Annotated in this window: 18 protein-coding genes; 5 read left to right on the top strand and 13 right to left on the bottom strand. The window is 60.8% G+C overall.

What is annotated here, in order from left to right; translation table 11 throughout:
- Positions 1 to 21: 21 nt before the first annotated feature.
- On the bottom strand, positions 22 to 1,179 hold the full coding sequence (locus LSQ66_RS14815) for a M23 family metallopeptidase (RefSeq protein WP_231765966.1): 1,158 nt from the start codon (positions 1,177 to 1,179) through the stop codon (positions 22 to 24).
- Positions 1,180 to 1,511: 332 nt separating this feature from the next.
- Here LSQ66_RS14815 and LSQ66_RS14820 point away from each other — a divergent pair, with 332 nt between their 5' ends.
- A complete protein-coding gene (locus tag LSQ66_RS14820; protein ID WP_231765967.1) occupies positions 1,512 to 2,264 on the top strand; it encodes a hypothetical protein in 753 nt (250 codons plus the stop codon).
- Positions 2,265 to 2,714: 450 nt separating this feature from the next.
- Here LSQ66_RS14820 and LSQ66_RS14825 read toward each other — a convergent pair whose 3' ends face one another.
- Both LSQ66_RS14825 and LSQ66_RS14830 read right to left on the bottom strand, forming a co-directional pair.
- Positions 2,715 to 2,993 (bottom strand): hypothetical protein, encoded by a 279-nt coding sequence (locus tag LSQ66_RS14825; protein WP_231765968.1) that lies wholly within the window; start codon positions 2,991 to 2,993, stop codon positions 2,715 to 2,717.
- 107 nt (positions 2,994 to 3,100) lie between these two features.
- Positions 3,101 to 3,748: a hypothetical protein gene (locus LSQ66_RS14830; protein ID WP_231765969.1), complete on the bottom strand. Its 648-nt coding sequence runs from the start codon at positions 3,746 to 3,748 to the stop codon at positions 3,101 to 3,103.
- Positions 3,749 to 3,849: 101 nt separating this feature from the next.
- Here LSQ66_RS14830 and LSQ66_RS14835 point away from each other — a divergent pair, with 101 nt between their 5' ends.
- The 4 genes from LSQ66_RS14835 (at position 3,850) to LSQ66_RS14850 (ending at position 5,938) form a co-directional block, all read left to right on the top strand.
- A complete protein-coding gene (locus LSQ66_RS14835) occupies positions 3,850 to 4,812 on the top strand; it encodes an SOS response-associated peptidase family protein (protein ID WP_231765970.1) in 963 nt (320 codons plus the stop codon).
- A gap of 85 nt (positions 4,813 to 4,897) precedes the next feature.
- Complete coding sequence (locus tag LSQ66_RS14840; RefSeq protein WP_231765971.1) at positions 4,898 to 5,071, top strand: DUF3606 domain-containing protein; 174 nt, start codon at positions 4,898 to 4,900, stop codon at positions 5,069 to 5,071.
- Positions 5,072 to 5,111: 40 nt separating this feature from the next.
- Positions 5,112 to 5,741: an ATP-dependent DNA ligase gene (locus tag LSQ66_RS14845; protein ID WP_231765972.1), complete on the top strand. Its 630-nt coding sequence runs from the start codon at positions 5,112 to 5,114 to the stop codon at positions 5,739 to 5,741.
- Positions 5,738 to 5,938 carry a hypothetical protein gene (locus LSQ66_RS14850; RefSeq protein ID WP_231765973.1) on the top strand — a complete coding sequence of 67 codons (201 nt, stop codon included), beginning with the start codon at positions 5,738 to 5,740 and terminating at the stop codon, positions 5,936 to 5,938. The genes LSQ66_RS14845 and LSQ66_RS14850 overlap by 4 nt, the downstream gene beginning before the upstream one ends.
- A 1-nt stretch (position 5,939) precedes the next feature.
- Here LSQ66_RS14850 and LSQ66_RS14855 read toward each other — a convergent pair whose 3' ends face one another.
- The 10 genes from LSQ66_RS14855 to LSQ66_RS14900 all read right to left on the bottom strand — a co-directional run bounded on the left by LSQ66_RS14855 (position 5,940) and on the right by LSQ66_RS14900 (position 17,371).
- Positions 5,940 to 6,398 carry a DUF2514 family protein gene (locus LSQ66_RS14855; protein ID WP_231765974.1) on the bottom strand — a complete coding sequence of 153 codons (459 nt, stop codon included), beginning with the start codon at positions 6,396 to 6,398 and terminating at the stop codon, positions 5,940 to 5,942.
- Positions 6,398 to 6,835, bottom strand: a complete 438-nt coding sequence (locus LSQ66_RS14860; protein ID WP_231765975.1) for a D-Ala-D-Ala carboxypeptidase family metallohydrolase — start codon at positions 6,833 to 6,835, stop codon at positions 6,398 to 6,400. Before LSQ66_RS14860 ends, LSQ66_RS14855 begins: the two co-directional genes overlap by 1 nt.
- On the bottom strand, positions 6,832 to 7,263 hold the full coding sequence (locus LSQ66_RS14865; protein WP_231765976.1) for a hypothetical protein: 432 nt from the start codon (positions 7,261 to 7,263) through the stop codon (positions 6,832 to 6,834). The genes LSQ66_RS14860 and LSQ66_RS14865 overlap by 4 nt, the downstream gene beginning before the upstream one ends.
- 35 nt (positions 7,264 to 7,298) lie before the next feature.
- Positions 7,299 to 7,823, bottom strand: a complete 525-nt coding sequence (locus tag LSQ66_RS14870; RefSeq protein WP_231765977.1) for a hypothetical protein — start codon at positions 7,821 to 7,823, stop codon at positions 7,299 to 7,301.
- Positions 7,820 to 8,326 (bottom strand): hypothetical protein, encoded by a 507-nt coding sequence (locus LSQ66_RS14875; RefSeq protein WP_231765978.1) that lies wholly within the window; start codon positions 8,324 to 8,326, stop codon positions 7,820 to 7,822. The genes LSQ66_RS14870 and LSQ66_RS14875 overlap by 4 nt, the downstream gene beginning before the upstream one ends.
- Positions 8,323 to 10,671, bottom strand: a complete 2,349-nt coding sequence (locus tag LSQ66_RS14880) for an autotransporter outer membrane beta-barrel domain-containing protein (protein WP_231765979.1) — start codon at positions 10,669 to 10,671, stop codon at positions 8,323 to 8,325. The genes LSQ66_RS14875 and LSQ66_RS14880 overlap by 4 nt, the downstream gene beginning before the upstream one ends.
- A complete protein-coding gene (locus LSQ66_RS14885; RefSeq protein ID WP_231765980.1) occupies positions 10,668 to 11,654 on the bottom strand; it encodes a hypothetical protein in 987 nt (328 codons plus the stop codon). The genes LSQ66_RS14880 and LSQ66_RS14885 overlap by 4 nt, the downstream gene beginning before the upstream one ends.
- Before the next feature lie 68 nt (positions 11,655 to 11,722).
- Positions 11,723 to 16,669 (bottom strand): phage tail length tape measure family protein, encoded by a 4,947-nt coding sequence (locus LSQ66_RS14890; RefSeq protein ID WP_231765981.1) that lies wholly within the window; start codon positions 16,667 to 16,669, stop codon positions 11,723 to 11,725.
- On the bottom strand, positions 16,662 to 16,922 hold the full coding sequence (locus LSQ66_RS14895) for a DUF1799 domain-containing protein (RefSeq protein ID WP_269449080.1): 261 nt from the start codon (positions 16,920 to 16,922) through the stop codon (positions 16,662 to 16,664). The genes LSQ66_RS14890 and LSQ66_RS14895 overlap by 8 nt, the downstream gene beginning before the upstream one ends.
- A 101-nt stretch (positions 16,923 to 17,023) precedes the next feature.
- Entirely contained in the window at positions 17,024 to 17,371 is a 348-nt protein-coding gene (locus LSQ66_RS14900; RefSeq protein WP_231765983.1) for a phage tail assembly chaperone, read from the bottom strand.
- Positions 17,372 to 17,376 lie beyond the last annotated feature (5 nt).

Consider the following 17,376-nt stretch of genomic DNA (forward strand, 5'->3'; position numbering starts at 1 on the left):
GCAGACAAAAGCGGGAATGTGCTAATCGTCTGCCGGGAAATGAACAACGCTGTTCGCCGCCGGGAACGTTGCCCTGACCGGCGCGGCGGGCACTTCCCTCCATGCTCCGCCGCTGACGGCCATCCCCAGCGTATCGTAGACGCCTGCCGTCTTCATGCCGTCGACAAGGAAAGGCAGGCCATCGGCCAGCAAGGGATCGGCGGAATCTCCCAGGTGGAAATGCAGGTGGGGATGGACCGCGTGGCCGGTCGTGCCGATCCGGGCGATAAGCTGTCCACGGCGCACCGGGTCGCCCGGCTTCACCAGAAGCCCCGGGCTCAGGTGCTCGTAGGTCGCAAATTTGCCGTTGCCGAGGTCGAGGACAATGAAGTTCCCCGGAGCGCCGGAAAACGGTGTGCGGCGCGGATCGGTGCCGGGCGCGGGCTCGGGAACGCCGTCATGGACCGCTGCCACCTTCGCGTCCGCCACCGCGAGCACCTCGGCCCCTCCGCCCAGCTTGGGCGGCCTGCCCGAGGCAGGAGCGGCGAGCATCCAGTCGATGGCGTAGCGCCCCGGAATGCGCTGGGTTCCGTTCAGGGTGAATACCGTGCGGCGGTGGCCGCGCTCCATCTGCGGGTCATAAACGGCAACCCATGGCCCGCCTTTCAGGGGAGGCCCGAGTACCGGCAGGGGGCTCGCATCCACCTGCGTGGACGCGGCCTCGATCCAGTATGGCTGCTGCTGCCCGCCCACATCGGCGCTGAGGTGGACCCGGTGCCGCACGGCGGCGGGCGCAGCGCCCGGCAACGCGATATCGAGGTAGACGATGACGGTCTGGCCCGGCTTGATCAGCTCGGGCGAAGTGCGGGGGGCGCCAAGGTAGGGGCCGATGGATGCGGCCAGCTTCTCCCCTGCCGCCTGGTGGATGACTGCCTGCGTCCGGGCATCCAGCACTTCCAGCCGCGTAAGCGTCAGAGGCTCCCACGAGAAATTGGTCAGGCCCAGTTCGTAGCGCAGCGAAGCGCCGTCCGCGTTCGGCACAGCCACGGGCGCGGTGCGGACCGCCATGTCCAGGCTATGCCGGATCTCCGACTGGCGGCGTTCCTTGCAATCCCGCTCCGCTCCCTGGGCGGACCAGGCCGCCACCAGCATCACAGCCAGGCCCGCAACCCGGCTCCACTTGGACAGTATCGTTCTCATACGTTCTCGTTCAGGCATTGACGGGCAATGGCAGCCCGGACGATTGCCGATGATACATCCCTTTGACCGGGGCGGCTCCCGCTGGCCAAACACGCCATGCCTGCACGCGGAAGAGGTAAAATGCTGCGTTTAAGGGCGCCTGCGGCGCCTGTGCAACCGACACTGAAACAATGAGCGCCATCCCGAACGAAATCAACGCCGACGCCGTCAAGAACAGCCCTTCCGAGAAGGTCACGCCGATGATGCAGCAGTGTGTTTCCCCTATGAAACCAGGGCTTGACTTTCGAAACCTACGCTAAAAGTTACGCCGATGGGCAGGGGGACGACGCTAGATGGACACAAAGCAAGCTTTTGCGACTGCATTTCAGTATTTGGGTTTTCTCGGCATAACGGCTGTCGGCTTCGCCGGCGCGGCTTACGCACTTTTTAAATGGCTCGGCAGTAAATGGCTGGAGAATAAGTTCGCCGAGCGGCTGCAAAACCTGAAGGCGGAGCAGGACCACTCCATCCGAATGGTCCAATCATCAATCGACCGTGAAATACATCGAGCGAAGAAGCTCTACGACAACGAATTCACTGCACTAACCGAATCTTGGCGCCTGTTGCGATTAGCTTTTGACAGTTCTGCAGCAAGTATCGGGTCTATGGTTGCTGATGTTTCCAGGATGAACGCTGATGAGCTCGAACGTCACCTTACCAAACGCGGTATGGAGGAGTGGCAACGAAGGGAACTGTCCCAGCTGGCCGGACAAGAACGACAACACGAATACTACATATGGTCGGAATGGCAACGGGCAATTGATTGCAATAACAAATGGCGCGAATGTCGGCAACAAGTCGACGCTACCAGCATTTTCTTCCCCGATGGTTTTACGGAAAAATTCCGCTCGATATTAGAGTTGATTATCGGCAGCAATGTCGAGTTCGAATATCGAATTTTGGAGTACAAAAAACATACATACGGGCAAACGTGGGATTCGTTTCAGGGAACCAAAGAGCTCGAAAGAGTAGGCCGACCGCAAATGGCTGAGCTTGAGCGGATGGTTCGGGCTAGACTATGGTCGGTGGCCAAGGATAGCGACTAAGGCACTTCTTAGCAGACGCGAAGGCCGGAAAACTGACTTACTAGACCTCAGAGGGTTACAAGTTCGCGCTTGTGGCCCTTTTATTTCTTTGGAACATCAAATTCCAAATTTTGGAAGATGGCGGAGAGTACTGCACTCTTAGCCCAGATCAATTCGTCGCGATACGCCACCGCCACACTCCTACTGGATACCCAGGAGAAGCCATGCGTACGATCTCTGCGCTTGTTGAGAAGGAAGAGCTGATCGAGTTAGGCCTGAGGCTGGTGGTGACACGTGGACGGCACTGGACTGCTCGGTTCTTGGCGGAATGCGGCGTCCCGCTAAACGCTATTGCACGTGTCCTGAGCCCCGAGGGACCGCGGCGCTCACAGCCCAGAGGCCGACATCATTCAGATCTACTGAGCATTCGGCCTAGTTAGGGTCGAACCCACCGCCTCGAATAGGCCAAGATCACGCAAAACCTTCTACTATGGGGTTCGGTAACAAAAAAGGCTTGGTCAGATCTTCTTCTTCAAAAGGTAGAAATGAGCCTGCCGCAAGTTGCTTGAGAATGTACCGCCGATCCTGTTCGCGATTCCACCAAAGATGAGAGGCGCCCATATCGAGAATATGGTCGTTTAGGAAGGCCACTTCTTCGGTCGCCAATCTGAGTTCTTTTGTAAGCCGAGCGCGGTCAATCTCAGTAAGTGGACGGCAATCGTCGTTGCTCTCAATATAGGTGATAGTCACAGCGCTCCTCCGCTCGAGTTCTTCGTTCTGGCAATTGGCCCAAAGTGCAGAATATCCTACAGGCCCGCGTTTGGCGAACTCTCAGGGAAGCCGTCCACATCAGGTGCTTACATGTCGCGCTTGTCCCACCCTTCAGTGGGTACAGGGAAATCGTATGCGCACAGCCAGCTTTGTTGAAATACGGCTGAGGGCTTATCAATCCACGCACCGTGGCGCTCGAATCCGTCAAGTTGATACCGGTCCTCCCCCATCCAGGCAATGTCGGCATCCAAAAGCTGGTATCCCATGGTGCCTCGTTGGCCCACTTCCGCAATTGCGGTGATGCGCCCCAATTCGGAATCCTGCTCGAACCGAAGTGAGATCGGCCCCGGCCACCAGTAGTCCTTGTTCTGCTCCTTTGCGCCACGTTTGAAGAGCTTGCGGATGCGCAGCCTCCCTTGGTCGAACGGCGGCGCCATCCTGCAATACCATGACTGCATGCAGCCGATGACGTTCTTATAGTCGTCGCGCCCACGCTCGATACCGACCAGCAATAGGGCTTGATCGCTGAGTCGAAATAGTCGTACATTGGTCAACTCTACGATGGTTCGCAAAGGAACAGCCAACTTGAGCCGGGCTACCTTGATGGGTGCTCTGGTCCCCTGATCAGTGGTGGTCTCGATACGCAGCTCAAGTGGCTCCTGCAGGATCAGTCCATCCTCTGGGCACGAAAGAATCGCCCCAGCATCCCGCCGGCGAACTGCCCACACTTTCACTTTTTTCCTCCTGGCAATACTGTATATGCATACAGTATTTTATACGCCGCTTTGAGATAAGATCAAGTTTTCAGATAAGCGGACCGAGGCAGACACAGACTATGTGCTATTCAGCGAAGGTGTGGGCAGACTACAGGCGCTACGTGAAGCATTTCGGCGCCCACGTAGATATCGAGGAATTTGTCGTGCTCCTCAACCGGCGCGCCCGCGGCGAAAAGATCGTCGTGCCGAAGTCGTTCACCGATGCCTTCAAGTACGGTACCCCGACGAATGAGGGCGAGAAGGAATGTCAGGAACTCGTGCGTGCGTACGACGCCGCGCAGATCCCGCTCCTGCAAGAGAAGTTGTTTGAGCAAAAGCGCCGCTTGGCCGATGCCGAGCGGACGCTGGCGACAAAGGTTACAAAGAAGGCGAGCGAGGATAAGCGCATCGCTACCAAGAAGATTCAGGATTTCACCCGAATGCTGAATGACCTGGAGCGAATAGAATATTTGGAGAAGGACGATCGAATCTTCCCTGGGAATTTCTGCCCTGTGATGCTCCGCGGTGACGACGGCGAGCTCCACATTCGACCGATGCGGTACCTGTGCAGACCGGCTGGCAGGCCCGCGTTCTTCGATACAAAATATCCGGGTACATACAATGCTCGACGTGACAGTCTGGATGGCTATTGGAAGAATGTCTTCGCAAGCACCCACGCCATCATTGTTGCGACTGAGTTCTTCGAGAACGTAAAGCGGCACCGACTCGACGGGCGCGAGCTTTCGCCCGGTGAGGTGGAGGAGAACGTCATCCTCAAGTTCGCACCTGAAGGGGGACAGGTGATGCACCTGGCGTGCCTTTGGTCCCACTGGACCGGATCGGGCGAACCGGACTTGGATTCGTTCGCAATCATCACCGACGAGCCACCACCAGAGGTGGCAGCGGCCGGCCACGACCGCTGCCCTATTCCACTTAAGCCAGAGAACGTAGAGGCTTGGCTAAGTGCGCCCTCGCCGACCGACTCCGAGGCGCTGCTTGAGGACAAGGAGCGACCGTACTACGAGCACAAGCTAGCAGCGTAAGGACCATCCTCTTCACTTCCAACGTGTGTGATCGAACGTACACGGCCTCCGGCCGCGCGGATACTGGAGAAAAGGAGGATTTGACATGGACGATCTCAAGAACCGTGGCGCCCAAGATCGTGCGCGCATAAACGTGAATGAACCACATGAGGTCCGCTACTGGACAGAACAGCTGCAGGTCACGGAAGAGCAGCTGCGAAAAGTGGTTGGGGAGGTCGGCGTCAGTGCAGACGCCGTAAGGCAGAAACTCGGCCGCTGAGTGCGAGGTGGCCGGGCTTGTCTTTGACCAGTTGACGCCAATGCTGCTCGACGAGCGCACGGTAGCGCCAACGGACCAGGCTGACTATGTCGCCGAGATCAAGTATGACGGCTACCGCGTATTGGCCCTCTTTGGCGACGGAAGCTGCAGGCTTCGAACGAGGAACGGTACGGATTGCACGGCATGGTTCCCTGAAGTGGCTGAAGCACTGGGAGGCTTGAAGGGTGGTCCTACCATCGTGGATGGCGAGGTGAGTATGCTGGACGAGATTGGCCGGTCGGACTTCGACGCCCTCCAAGCTCGGGCTCGCCGGAGAAGCCTCCCTGCGGGCGCGCCTCCCGTTACCTACTGTGTGTTCGACCTGCTCCAGTTCAAAGGCCGGCCTGTAATGTCGGAACCACTTCGAAAGCGAAAGGCCAAGCTGGCAAAGCTTTTGGCGCACCAGCTGGATCATGTGCTATACGTCCAGCACCTCGATGGAAGCGAAGTCACGAATCCCCTATCGTGGCTCTATACACATGCGCTGGAGCTGAAGCTAGAGGGCATTGTAGGGAAGCGTGCAGATTCGGTATATGAGCCAGGCGTGCGCTCCCCGAACTGGTTCAAGCTGAAGCGGCCGGGCGCCGTACCGCCTGAGCGATTCCAGCGCAGTAAAAGGGAGCCCCGATGAACGAGATCTGGGAAGCCAGACGCAAGGAACTGACCTCGGCACTGGAGCGAGCCGCTCTCGACCTCGTGCAACATAGCAATGGTGCGGCGTCCATAACGATCCCGATCCATGGCACCACACCTCGGGTCTATATCGTCATCGGCGAACTGGCTGACGTAGTTGCAGCCGTGAACAGAGCGCAGAGCAGGAAAACGTAAGCTACTGAGGCCACGCCTCCTGTAGGGTTCGAACATCGTTCACGTGCCGGTCAGCTTTTTCAGCCAGCTCTCGATATCTTGTTTGGCAGTTGTCGAGTACGGCTGCGAGGGCAACGGTTGAGTTACGGTTGGCATCCGCGGTGGCGCCGGCAGCGGCGCGACTGAGGCCGGAGAGATACTCCCGCAGGCTGCTAGAGGAAGCACCAGCAGCAGTAGCCAGATTCCGTATCGTGATATCGCGTTCGTTCGCATTTTTTCGTGCCTCCTCAGTTTTTTGATGCCAGAATTTCTCCTTCTCCCTCGCCAGCTCTTTAGCTGCCGCCAAAGCTGCCGCATACTGCCTCCGAACCTCTTCACGGCCTTGTTCACGCAACCCCTCGTTATACGAGTGAATGGCCCAGGTGGCGGCCGTCAATAGGATCAGTGCCCCCGCACCATACGCAAGCAGCCGGATCGACATTAGACGATACCTCTCTCATAGACGACACCACCAGGGACGAATACCGCAGTCAGAACCTGTCCCCTCGGCGGGCCTTCCGACAGGGCGATATGTACCCAAGTTCCCTCGAAAATAAGCTGGTCGAACACCACCCCAGCATCGATGACGACGCGCGCAAGCTCTTTGGGCGTCATACCGGGCGCAGTAATGTCTGCGGCCAGGCCGAGTAGATGCGCGCTTTTACCGGCCCCGCCCACCGCCGCGTTCACAGCCGGCGAACGGTAGCCACTCGATACCGCAATGGGACGGCTGGCCACCGCGCGCACCTGTTCGAGCAGCGCCGCAAGACGCCGCAGGTTGGCGAGCGCTGCGGGACCAGGCCTGTTGTCGAGCCGGTGCCGCACTGCGATCTGCGATTCAGTTAGTTCCTCCAGCGTGAAATGCTCGGTCAGCTTCATAGAGCACCCCGCACGTCCTTGACGACCTCGGCTGCATCGTGCGCGATCTCGCCAATATCCTTGCCACGGCGACGCTCGAACCACAGGAATACTCCGCCGAGAATCCACCAGGCCGGCAACGCCGCCGCGAGCAGGAATGGCGCAGCGACGCCCAGGATGCCGAGGAGTGGGTCCACGTGCGCGGCAGCTGCAGCGTGTCGCGCCGCGTCGAAGAGTTCCGGCCATTTGGCATACACCGCCATCGCCAGGAGTGGCCCCGCCGTAAAGGACGAGGTGATCGCGCACGTGAAGCGCACGAAGCCCTCGCGCATGCTCTTGGGCCACATGAACAGGAATCCCAGCGCAGTGGCGGCGGCGCCGGCCAATACCGGCACGCCGAGGATCTTTAGGATGACGCCGCCCGCGCCAGCTGTCGTTTCGATTGCCATAAAATCTTTCATAGTCGTGGTGCATTTGGTGCCGGTCAGCCGGCGGTCGGAATAACGCAGGTGTGTGCAGCAGCCAGCGCGCAGGGGTCAAAGCGCCATGAGTCCGGGTGTCCGCCAGCAGAAGCGCAAGCCTCACTACATGTGACACGCCCTTCATCTTCGTGGATGAACCAGGCAATGAAGCCGAGGATCAGCTGCCAATCGTATGGCATGCCCTCGTTCTCCACGAACCAGCGCGCCGCCTGTCGGGCATCGCGCTGCAGATCCAGCAGGTCCCATTTGTCAGGGTCCAGCTGGATGCGCTTGAAGCGCACGCCGCCGGCGCGACCTGGCCGCCGCTTCGACCATGCCGGCAGGCGCTCGGCAGCCACGCTGGATGCGCACCAGTAGGCGCCGTTCACTGGTTCGCAGGTCCCATCCGGCATCAGGGCGTCGACCCCGTCACCAGGCATGAACACGATCTCGCTGTGACTGTATTGGCCACCAAGCCGGATACGGATGAGCACATTCGCAATGCCGTGCAGGCCTGGGCGCGTGGCCTTGTAGGAGGCGAGTTTCATTTGATCGGCCGCTCCGAGAGCTCGACGGGCGCGTCCAGGATCTCCAGCGCGCGGCCAGGTGGCAGGATCCCTGCCAGCTCCAGCTGCAGCACGCCGTCGCGCGTGTCCTCGCGGTCCAGATCGACGTAGCTAGATGCGGCGAGATCGGCCTGCAGCACCCGGATTTCGGCGGCTTGTTGACGTTCCGCCAACGACTTCGCCGGGTCGTCAATGGACGCAAGGTCGATGTGAATCTTTTCCGCCTTGGTGAAGCGGTTGCGCATCGCCAGCACGGTGATCTGGCGCGAGAGCGCGGGGCCTGCTGGCGGCGGCAGGGGCACTAGTGAGCCAGCCTCCCATTTGTAGGCCCCCAGCTGGAAATCGGCAGGTAAGTCAACCTCCACGATGCTCCAATCGCTGAGGACGGATTTCGGATAGATGATGTCCGGCGCGCTAATGACATCTCCTTGTTCCACCACATGGATGGCGAGGATGGTTTCGCCTTGAATCAGGATTTGGGTCATGCTGCAATCTCCACGTTGAGGACTCGAATTCGGTTGCCACTGGTCAGGCCCGCTGCACCGCCTGCCGCACTTGCCACCAGGACGATACGACTGGTGCTGGGGGTGCAGATGTTGTGCGGAACGTTGACGAGGCCCGGCACGGAGATTGAGCCTTTCATGTTGATTTTTTCGCCATTGGACGAGAACACCAGGAGGTCCGATGAAGGATTGTCCGAGCCAGGCTGCATGCCCATGACGTAAACTCCAGACGACATTCGGACTGCCGGGTGTGGCAGCGAGGCCGCTACATAGCTGCATCCCTTTTCCATCCGCTCATGCGTACCGGTCGTGATAGCAGTTCCAGTAACCTTGTATGGAACCAGACGGTATTTGGGCGCCACCGTGCCACTGATAGAAACCCCGTCCACGGCAACCGTAACGAATTCTGCCGTGCCAGGTGGCAGCAGGGTGGCAGAGCCGACACCACCTGCTGTCGCAGCGGATACGTTCCTCATGGTGTCCGAGCTGCTGACACCGATACCGGTTCCTGTGTCGGTGAGAATGGTCATCCGCCAGAGGCCGGTGTTGGTCGTCCAGATCGCCATCACTGCGGAGGCTGATACGGGAAACAGGCGAGGTGTGAACCGATTTGCAGGTAAGTTGCTCGAACTGTAGCCCTGCTCAAACGTAAGTCCGGTCTCCAAGCTGGCGAAGGAATTTGGCACTATGGAGAGTGCGCTGATCGCCAAATAAACGTAGCCCACAGTCGTGCCGCTGTTGTTGCCAAGCATCAGTGCTCTGGTCGCCGAGAAAACTGCCACTGGTGTGCTGTTGCTCCCGCTGTACGCCATTCCGGTCGCCACTACCGCCCCCTTTCCGGTCGTAGTGTTCGACACGGTCAACATAACCGCCTCATAGAAGCCTGTTCCAACGTTCCCGAAAATCATCAGGACATTGGAGCCGCACAAGTAGACACTCTGTGATCCGATGAGCGTGCTTTGGGTAGTAGTGTTGGGGATTGGTACCGGGCTGCCGATTGTGGCGGTATTCCCCGAAACCTGGATTGCCACAGCACTGGCTACATTGCTGCTTTCGACATAGCCGCACAGGTAAGACGTAGCACTGAGCTGTACCAGACGAGAGGCGCCGGTAGAATCCTCCCCACCCCAAGTTGGAATCGAGCCGGTGGTCAGCGTGGGCGAGCTGACGATGGACATCGTGCGCGACGGCGAGGTGCCCGACACGTTGACGAGTGAGATCCGATGATTCGTGGTATTGAGACTTTGCCCAGGGTCCGGGCCATAGAATACGATGAACTGCGTTGAGGTTACCTTCCACGCCGCAGCTGGCACATCACCACTGGCCGCGCTGATTGTGAGCGGCGTGCTGACCACCTTACCTGCGTTGTCTACCAGGATGGCTGCAAAGCCGTTCGAGGCGATCTGCACGAAGTGCACCGAGGTATCGCTGTCCAGCACCACATTGGCCTTCATGGCGACGGTGCCGCCATAGGTAGCCGGGAGCGGGGTATCCTGCACGACCAGCCCTGCCTCCAGCCCGGTCCCAGTAATGGACCACACTCCCGCCTGTGTGCCCGCCGTCTTCAGCGATACGTAGGCAATCCCGCCAGCGGCCATGGCCCCAATTAGTGTGCCCGCGTTGTTGCGGATGCCAGCTGGGACCTCCCCTAGCGAATTGTCGATGATGTACATCGGCCCGCCCGGGGTCAGGCTGGTCGCATCGGGCAACTTGGCCGACTTGCCCTTGGTCGCCATCTGCACCGGCAGGTATTGGTACACACCCGTGAAGGTGAAATCCGTCGTTGCAACGGACAAGACCTCGGAAATGCCTGCGAACTCCCAGGACTCTGTGATGCCATTGGTACGAAGGAATTTGCCCGCGTTGCCAGCCTGAATCGGTCGTGGCGAGGCCGATGCAGCATATCCCTGAGCAGCGAGGGCGGCATCAGCGGCATCAGTCGCGTACTTCTTCGCGCCGTAGCCCTGTCCTGGCTCCACTTCAGCATCCGTCTTCGTTGCCCAATTCTGGGCAAGTTCAGCGCTGACAGTAAGCGAGTTAGCAGCTGCTACCGCCTGGTCCCGGCTTTCCTCGGCCGCCAAGGATGCACTGTCGGCTTCCTCAGCCCTCGCTACGGCGACGCCGGCGGCGGACTGCGCAGCATTTGCTCGCTCTGCCGCAGCCAGGGCGTTCTGGTAGGTCGCCGCAGTCGCTGCGTTTGTCTGCTGGACCATGCCCGGCAGCGCAGCAACCCAGTCATCGGCTTCGTCATCAAAATTGTCGGGATCGTCCGTGCTGGGCCCCACGGGCAGCTCGTCAATCGGCGCTGGGGCGACGATATCGGTCATAGTTCTTCCACTTCGAGGTTGATTACGCCTTGCGGCAGGGATTCCAAGTCAATACTGAATTCTTTTGGCAGGCCGAAAATGAACAGTGGTTCGAAGTAATCCAGGCTGAAGTCATCCAGTCCGGACCACACGGCAGGTCGGCCATTCGTTTCCTCACGCAGTTGCAGAATGCGCGAGGTGAGCTTCTTCGGGAACAGAACGGTCCCAATAGCCTTCGGAACCGACCGCTCAGGATCGAGTTTGGCGCGTCCGAACTTGTCACGCTCGATGACCGAGAAATTCAAGTGGTCTGAGCGAGCCTTGTATTGCATGTCACCGATGTAGACAGCATTACCGAGATGGATTCCGCCAACGCGGCGCGTGCCCGATGACTTGCGCACGACGACGGTGATCTCCGCATTCCGGTAGGGTGGCAAATCGAAATACTGGACGTTTTTCCGATAGGCGAAGGCCCCGTATAGGTAGTCACGCCATCCGAAAGACTTGCGCTTCTTCAGGTTCTCCGTCCGGGAATATTTCAGTTCGCCAGCCACGTGGACAAGTATGTCGACGGCGTGCGCGTCAAGGCCAACCACCGCGACGGTCGACACTCGCTGTCCCGGGGCAATCACGTAACTCATATCGACCGGCGCCGTCGCTTGCGTATTGCGAAGTTGGTCGAAGACACACCACCGGTTCGTGGGTTCATCGAGCTTGAGCCAAGCAGTCCCCGTCCCAAGCGGCTGGCCAGTATTGGAAGCTAACTGCGATTCGTAGACTGCGTGCCCGGCAGGATCAATCACCCTGTGACCGAGTGCGTAGGTCGCTGCGACGTCGTAAGTGCCGTAGGTGTCACCGATCGCCTGCCACCAAGTGGGACTGCTTTCCGGCGTGTTCGCGGCATTGCCCGCCTGCAGCGACTTGAACACAGAAATGGTTCCCCCAAGGCTTCCTCGGCTCGCCAACGCCCCCAAGGCGTAGGACGTAGCAGAGTTGTACGCCATGGGAGCCTCCTCCACCACCGTCGTGCTCACCAACATCGCGTCAGTGATTTGAATCGGAACCGTCACCCTCACGTCGCGACCTCCTTCGTGACGAGGTAATCACCGCCGCGCGTGACGCGGGTCAGCAGTCGCTTCGATTCTTCCCCGGCCGTTGCAGTACGCCCGGTGGCCGAAACTATCGAGTCAAGCCGAGTGGCCAGATTACGCAGTTCACGCACCAGGACCGAGTAATCCTGTTGCAGAAGATCCTTCATCTTCGAGGTACTATAAATGCGGGATGGTCCGGTTACCTCCAGTTCTGGGCCGCCCCCGTCGCCGACGATGCGAGCGCCTCCGGCATGGAAGCCACCGTTGGCGAACGCTGGCGGATGTTTGGCCTTGTACTCGGTGCTGTCCAGGAACTGCTGGCGGATCTGCTCGATCGTTTGACCGCCATCCATGGCCGCTTCCCAGAAGTCGACCCCTGCAGCTTCGCCGCTACGTCCAAGCAGCTCCTTGTAGAGCGATTGGATCTTCGCCTCGTTCGAGCCTTTGATCGCACCGACCACGTCCTTGCCCATGCCAGCCTGGCCCTGCCAATACGTCACCTCGTCGGCACTCGCGTCGCGGCCCAGATAGGCCTGGTATGCGCTCTTCACGGCCGACGGTGCGGCTGCTACCGGGTTGGCCATCGCCGCAGCAATTGCGGCCTGCAGCGACTGTATCGCCGCAGGAATGGTTGGGAGGATGGCATTCGCGCCCGTCAACTGAGCCACTTGTTGCTGTGCGGCCGAGAAAATCCCGTCCAGACGAAACATCTCCGCCGCATGGGCCTTGTCGATCGCCAGCGCCTGGTTCTTCAGGACGATCAGCTGGCGTTCCTGCACGCCAAGCTGGACATCCGTAATCCCGGAGAGTTCAGAAATCTCGTTCGCGGTACGGTATGCATCCCGCTGATATTCCAGGTATGAACCGAAACTGCTGGCAGCATCCTGCGTCAGCGTGCTTAAAGCGCCAGATAGCGCATCGGCATCCGGAAGCGCGCCACCGGCCTTGGCAATTGCCAGCGCTGCCTGGATCTGGGACCGCGCTTCCGCACGTTGCGCCATCTCATTCCCGGGGACGCGGATCTGCCGCATCGCCGAACGGAGCGATTCGGACAACCCGCGCAGGCGGTCAAAGCGCTCGCTCTCGGCTTGTGTGGTCGCCCGCAGCGCCTCGAGTTCTTCATCGTGTGCCTTTTGCTTCGCACGGCGCTCGGCATCGATCGCTGAGCTCACTTCACCTAATGCCGCGTTCACGTTGGACATCAGGCCAGTGGCCTGGGCCTTGATCTCCGCGACCGCGGCCTGTTCATCTTGGAGAGCGTAAACGCGCTCCTGCAACGGACGCAGAGTCGCATCCATCGCAGAGAGCTCAGCCTGCCGCTGCCGCGCCGTGGCCTGCGCCGTCGTATGGGTCAGGTCGTAGATTTGTGCCTCAAGGGCTAGCCGTTGAGAGAGCACCTGCGACGAGTCAGCGGTGTCATTCATCGCGGGATACAGCTGCGCGAACTGCGCCTGGAGGCCAATCAGCTGTGCGAACTGCTTGGCGCCGGCCGCAGTAGTCTGGTCCAATCCCATCACCACCTGCTTGAATTGCTCGCGGGATGTGATCCCAGCAAGCCCCATGGCAGCAAGCTGCTCCGTCACGTACTTCTGCACCGGTGCCAGTCGCTCCTGCTCGGAAAGGTAATTTTCCGAAAAACCGCTCACGCTCTGGCTGAGCTTTTCCACGCCGCCCGCAGCCTCGATCAGCTGCTCGCGCGCCGCGGCAGACGCGAGGCCGACACCATATAACTCCGCGCCGGTCTTGCCCAAGGCAGCGGCTACGGCGTTCGTCGTCTGGAATTCGGTCGTGACTCGCGAGAGCGCGGCGCTGACGGACTCGGTCGGACCGCGCAATGCGGCCAGGTCCTGCAGCGTGACCGCCACGCCGAAGATCGCCTCACCGGAGCCGGCAAGCGCCTGGCGATACTGCAGCAGGGCCTGCGCCTCGGCGGCGAGCTGGTCGGTCGTCCCCTTGAAACCGGCAATGAGGCTGGACAGCCCAGGGCTCACACCCTCAAAAATCGCATTCAGGCGGTTTGCGAACACGGCGTCCAGCTGCCCGGAGGCATTGGGGTTGGCGCCCTCGGCACCCGTACGCGCGGTGAAGGACTTGCCGGTGATCGCATCCTTTACCGACGCCCTCTCAGCGGTGCTCAGGAAGGCCGACAGCGAGTCGTCCACCTGGGTCACGGACTTAATGAAGCCCTGAACCGCATCCTGCCGCCCGTCCATCCAGAACGTCGAGGACAGACCAAAGGTGCCGAACGCGCCGGTCGAGTACCCGTCGATATACGACTGCCCCACTTTGCCTTCGTTGCCACGCTCGTTGATACTGATGTTACCCGGACTGTTGTTGCTGGTGAAGGTGAGCCGGGTGTCCTTCTCCTTGCCTTTGTCGAAGAGCTTGACGGCGGCCACCAGGGCGAGCGCGTATGGCGCAATGGCGCCCAACGCCATGCCGGCGCCCGAGGCGAACGCGCCGTTCGCGATCATGGCGCCGCCCGCCTGCAGGCCGGCGCTCACTCCGGTTCCGACGACCGTGTTCATGAAGCCAGTCGCGAGGGTGCCCGTGAATGCCGAAACCGCCGAGCCGATGCCTGCGAGGTTGCTCAGCGCATTCCCACCCGCCGACGCCGCGGCGTTCCCGCTGGCGGCCTGCGCCGCACCAGCGATGCCGCCGCTACCGGTAAGCGAGGCGGCGATATTGACCACCCACTTCTTCAGGGTGAGCTGGTACAGGTAATCGAAGAACAGGTTCTTGACGGAGTCGCGTGCCCGTGTCGCCGCATTCTTGGCGCCGCCTTCAAGGCTCACGAACGTGTCGTGGAAGGTGCGCTCCAGGGATTGCACCATCTGCCGCTGCTGGTCCAGCTGCGGCTTCGCGACTTGGTTGGCGTACCACTGCGCGAACTCGGCCTGCAGTTGCTTTTGGGCCTCGGTGCCCTCACCGGCCAGTTCGATGCGCTGCCGCCACATGTCGGCGTCGATTTCACGGATTGCGGCTGCGCGCGCCTCCTCATCCAGGATGGCGTCCGCAGCGAACCGCCGGTTCTCCTGACGCAGCTGCTCGGCACCGGCGTAGGCCTGCGCCTGCCCCATAAGGCTGGCAATATCGGCCTTGCGCGCAGACGTTGCCTTCGCCAAGTCTTCGGCTTCCTGCGCGCTGAGCACATGGCCCTTCTCCTGCCATTTCTGGACAACCTGCCGTGCCTCGGCGTCCACCTTGAGCTGGGCGGCCGCGATCTTGCGCGCCTCGCCAGTCTTAGCGAACAGCGTGGCATCCTCCGTCAGAGAGGCCCGGTCATTTGCGGAGGCGGCAAGCCAGGCTTTTGACTGGTCGGAAACGACCTTCGCCGCATCGAAGCCGACTTTTGCGATCGAATCCGCAGCCGCCTGAATGATGTTCTTGCGCCGCTGCTCCAGCACCGCCAGCTGGCCGAGATACTCCTGCCGCTTTGACAGGTCGGATTGGCCTCCGGCCAGGTCGGCCTGCTTCTGAGCGACGGCGACATCGGCGACCAGCTCCTTGAGCTGCAGGTCGCGCTTGCGGGCGATGAATTGCTCGTCACTGATCAGCTGCTGCTGATGCTGGCTTTCCAGCGCTTGCAGGCTGCCCGCCAGCACCTCGCGCTGCAGGTCCCGCTGGTTTTGGAGCGCCGCCAGCCCTGCATTGCTGAGCGAAGAATACTGCCGCCGGACCGCAGCGAGGCGGTCGGCGATATCCTTGTCGGAAACACCGGCGTCGAGGCCGGCCTGCCTCGTGGTGGCCAACTCCTTTTCTAGGCGCTGCTGGTCGGTGAGGAAGCGATTTCCGTCCTGAACCCACTTGATGCGCGCCTCGTCCAGCTTGACGCTGATCGCCTTCTGCTCGGCGTTCCACTTCTGGGCGGCGGCCTCCTGCATGATGCCGTCAATGACGGCCTTCTGCTTTGCGATCTGATCGTTCAGCGACGAGACATTGCGCTTACGCGGGGAGACCCGGTCCATGTCGGCGGCGACCAATAACTGCGCCTCCAGCGATGCCAGGTATTGCTGCGCCTTCGCCAGCTTGGCCTCCGGCCCTTCCTCGCGGCCGACATCCAGGATTGCGTCCCAGCCGCCCTTGGCGGCGCCAGCGACCGCGCGCCAGCCGCGCTCGACCAGCCCGAGGTTGTCGTGCACCTCCTTGGCGCGCTGTTCGAACGCGGTGGAGTAAGCCGCCTGAGCGATCACGGCAGCCTCTTCGGTCCGCCCTTGATCCTCCAAAGCTTTGATCTGCTCAAAGGTCGCGGCGGTGAGGTAGTGGTACTGCTGGGTCAGCTTGAGGCTCGCCTCGACCGGGGAGTGGCCCAGTTCAGCGTAGTTGGCGGCCGTTTTCTCGATGCTGATGTCGAGCTCTTTCTGAGCTGCAATGGCACTGGTGCTGAAAGACGCCAGGTTTTGCGCTGACACTTCGCCCGTTGCGGTGATGGCAGCGAGCGCTGCAGCGGCGTCGCCGCGCGTGCTGCCCGCGGCATCCTTCACTTCGCGAGAGAGATCGGCGAGCTGACCTGCGGACACACCGGCGGCGTTTCCGCTCATAGCTATGGCCCGGGCGTAGGCTTCCGCCTCTTTCCGTCCTTCGTTGTACGCGACGGCCAGGCCAACTCCCGCCGCAGCAGCTATCGAGAACGGATTGACCAGGCCGACCACATAGCCGCCGAGCGCCCGCGCTGCGGCGCCCGTGCTGCCGAACATGTCACGCAGCTGGCCGCCCTGCTGGAGCAGCACGGTGAGCGGCGCCTGCCCGGCCTGTAGGCTCACGATGATGTCGGTGACTTGCGCCGGCACCTGGCGCAGTGCAGCTGCCGTACGGCGGGAGGAATCGTCAACGCGCTGCATCGAGCCGGTTGCGCTGGCGCGCAACCGCTCGAATTCCCGCACAGCCTGCTCGGCCTGCGCTGTGATGATGACGCGTGTTTCAGCCATTACGCATTTCTTCCCATGCCTCGACGGCAGCAATTTCCATGATCTGAACTTCAACGAAGCGCTGGTCGCGCAGCTCCTCCGCCACTCGCCGCTTCAGCACGATGTCCAGTGCCGAATAGTCCAAGCCGGTCCGGAAACCTTCGGCATAGCGCCACTGCGTGCCCACCGCGTGAAACAGATTCCAGGCCGGCACACACTCCGGCCAAAGGTAGAGGTAGGCTTGCTCCGTTCTCCCGCCCTTTGCCCACCTCACACCGGCCAGCGCGGCAAGGGCCTTGTCTACCTCGTCCTCCTCGCGCGCGGTCCTTTCCTCGTCTACCAGTTGGCCACGGGCCCAAGCGCGCGCGAGCGCTGCTAGTTTTTTTCCTTCGCCCCGTTGTCCCGGTTGTAGGCGTTGAAGCAGACCAGGCCCATAGCCTGGATCGACAGCAGCGCGTCGAAGGCTTCCTCACTGAACTCGGCCGACTGTCCAGTGGTGTTGTCGAGCACCAGCTGTTGGCCATCCCAGCCCTTCACCTTCTGTTTCAGGAAGTCCGCGTAGATCAGGCCGCTGCCTTCGTAGGCCTTCTTGACCTCCTCCTGGCTCGAACGGTTGCAGATCAGGACGAACTCGAAGTCCTTGGGTTTGCCATCCTCACCCGGCACGGTGCCTTTCACAGTGGCGCGGAAGATGTCGCCTACCAAAACTTTGAACTTGCTCATGTAAC

This window comes from Massilia endophytica (assembly GCF_021165955.1).
In the GTDB taxonomy this organism is placed as follows: domain Bacteria; phylum Pseudomonadota; class Gammaproteobacteria; order Burkholderiales; family Burkholderiaceae_D; genus Rugamonas; species Rugamonas endophytica.